This window comes from Polaromonas sp. P1_E1_2 (assembly GCF_056406035.1).
In genome coordinates this window covers 1-2,377 of the sequence record NZ_JBFUAZ010000642.1, presented here as the reverse complement: position 1 = coordinate 2,377, position 2,377 = coordinate 1, and the positions used below count along the sequence as shown (strand labels likewise).

Genomic DNA, 2,377 nt, shown 5'->3' with positions numbered 1-2,377 from the left:
GTCTGGGCCTGTAAATCCACCCTTAGAGGAGGTGGAGGAGACAACCGGTGCAAAAAGACCCTGAGTTGCCGGACAACTGATCTTGATGCGATGATTTCAGTATAGCGGGCCGATGTTGCGCTGCACAATATCTTGTGGCGTAAATTCGACATTTTTCACGGTTTAATCATAAATTTTATGCATGAGGAGAGAGATTCATGGAATGCACGGTGAGTTGGACGGGCCCGACGGCGGTCACAGGATCGCGCTCCGGAATGAGTTTTCTGGCTGAGACCGGCAGCGGCCACACCCTGGTGATGGACGGCGCGCCCGATGCCGACAAACCGGAAAACGGCGGCGTCAACCTGGCACCCCGGCCCATGGAAACCTTGCTGGCCGGGACCGGTGGCTGTACGGCCTACGACGTGGTGCTGATCCTCAAGCGTGGCCGCCAGGATGTTCGGGGTTGCTCGGTCAAATTGAGTGCCGAAAGGGCGCCTGTCGACCCCAAGGTGTTTACCAAAATCCACATGCATTTTGTCGTGACAGGCCGTGGCTTGGCCACCAGCGCAGTGGAACGCGCGGTCGCCATGAGTCACGACAAATACTGCTCGGCCACCATCATGCTGGCGAAAACAGCAGAGATCACGACCAGCTTCGAGGTCATCGAAGCTTGAGATTATTTTGGCCTCTGTCCCTTTGTAGATAAGCGCAAGCAGCTATTAAATTTATAGCAAGTGGTTGTGCCGGCTTGCGCTGCAGCGACAGAAACCTCAGATGTAGTGCGCCGTTGTTGTCATGACACGCGCCGCAGAGCGCATCAGGGCCTTGACCGGCTCGGGTAACTGCAGCGCGCCGGCCTGCTCGGCATCGCGTGCATGCAGCGCTTCATCGTCTTTCATTTGCGCCACGATGGCGCGCGACTCATGGTCGCCTGCCGGCAGGCGCTCCAGGTGGCTTGCCAGGTGCGCTTCAACCTGGCGCTCTGTCTCCACGACAAAACCCAGGCTCAGGCGATCACCGAGCCGGCTCGCGACCAGGCCCAGGCCGAAGGCGCCGGCATACCAGAGCGGATTGAGCAGGGAAGGCCGGGCGCCGAGTTCGTCGAGCCGGGTTTTTGTCCAGGCGAGGTGGTCACCCTCTTCACGGCTGGCCTGCAGGAAGTGCTCTCGCAGGGCCGGGTCGCGGGTACCCAGGGCCTGCGCGGCGTAAAGGGCCTGCGCACAGACTTCACCCACGTGGTTGACGCGCATCAGTGCGCCTGAACGCACCTTGTCCTGCGCGGCAAGCTCGGTTTTCTCACCGGGTACGGTTGGGCAGGTACGGCTGGCGCGCGGGGCGGCAAAAAGCGTGCGAAGGGCGCCGTCGGCGGCATTGAGTGCGGTATCGAGTGCGGTGGTCATGGTGCTTCGGTTCTTAGGGACGGAATGGTTCCATGTTATCCCTCGTCCGGTGGAATGGAAACGGCCACAAAAAAGCCCCCATGCGGGGGCTTTTATGAAAGGAAGGCCGGATCGGGATCCGGACGCAACCTTGATCTTTAGAACGTGTGGCGAATACCCAAGGCGATGTTGGTGGAGCCAACGCCTGCAGCAGACGTCACGCCGCCGAGGAAGCCATTGCCACCAGGGGCTGCCTGGCCTGAGCCCTTGTTGTCGAAGCGGGTCAGCACGGCATTCAGGTTGGTGCGCTTGGACAGCGCATAGGTGTAGGTCACGCCGTATGAGCTTGTGTCGGCATCTGCTGGACGCTTGTCATCAAGGCGGTTGTACGCCACAACCCACGTGTGTGGGCCGCTGGTCATGCGGTAACCGATGTGCGCCAGGTTGGCGTCCTGCCGGAAGGCATTGTTGTAGGCGGCTTGAAAGGCTGCGCCTACAGCTGCGCTACCGCTAGCGGTGGTAACGGTTGCGCCGATGGTGGAGAGGCCGCTTGGGTTGTCATCCTTGATCGTGGCGTACTGGCCGTACAGGGTACCGGGGCCTACGTCAACCGTTCCGCCCAGTACATTGTTTTCCAGTGACTTCTGACCGAGCTCATTGTTGCGCTGGTTGCGGCCAAAACCGAGGGAGAATCCATTGCCTTTGTAGATGACCATGCCGCCGAAGAAACGGCTGGCGGAGTTGCCGACCGTCGCGGTAGATGCCTCTCCAGCGCCATACATCAACGCTGCGGTGACGCCGCCTGTCTGAATGCCGTATTGCAGCGTATTGCTCAGGCGAATGTCGAAAGCCGGCGGGAAGCTGGCAATCTGGCCGGCTGCCAGGCTGGACTGGGTCTGGGACGCGTCAAAGGTGGCGCCAACCAGGTAGCCAGGCGTGTACTGGCGGCCGAGTGTGAACGCGCCGACCGGCGTGATCAGGCCCACGAATGACTGACGGTCGAACAGCCGGCTGCC

At 60.8% G+C, this 2,377-nt stretch carries 3 protein-coding genes; 1 reads left to right on the top strand and 2 read right to left on the bottom strand.

From position 1 onward, the window contains the following. Positions 1–197: 197 nt before the first annotated feature. Complete coding sequence (locus tag AC1D1P_RS21170) at positions 198–656, top strand: OsmC family protein (protein ID WP_477674318.1); 459 nt, start codon at positions 198–200, stop codon at positions 654–656. A 96-nt stretch (positions 657–752) separates the two neighbouring features. On the opposite strand, the gene coq7 is transcribed toward AC1D1P_RS21170, so the two are convergent. After that, positions 753–1,382, bottom strand: coding sequence for a 2-polyprenyl-3-methyl-6-methoxy-1,4-benzoquinone monooxygenase (coq7, locus tag AC1D1P_RS21165; protein ID WP_477669922.1), 630 nt, complete (start codon positions 1,380–1,382; stop codon positions 753–755). A 137-nt stretch (positions 1,383–1,519) separates the two neighbouring features. Continuing rightward, a partial coding sequence (locus AC1D1P_RS21160; RefSeq protein WP_477674317.1) for a porin occupies positions 1,520–2,377 on the bottom strand: 858 nt, incomplete at its 5' end.

Excerpts from the sequence above, each read along its gene's own strand:
- coq7 (WP_477669922.1), bottom strand. The coding sequence starts at position 1,382 with ATGACCACCGCACTCGATACCGCACTCAATGCCGCCGACGGCGCCCTT.
- AC1D1P_RS21170 (WP_477674318.1), top strand. The coding sequence starts at position 198 with ATGGAATGCACGGTGAGTTGGACGGGCCCGACGGCGGTCACAGGATCG.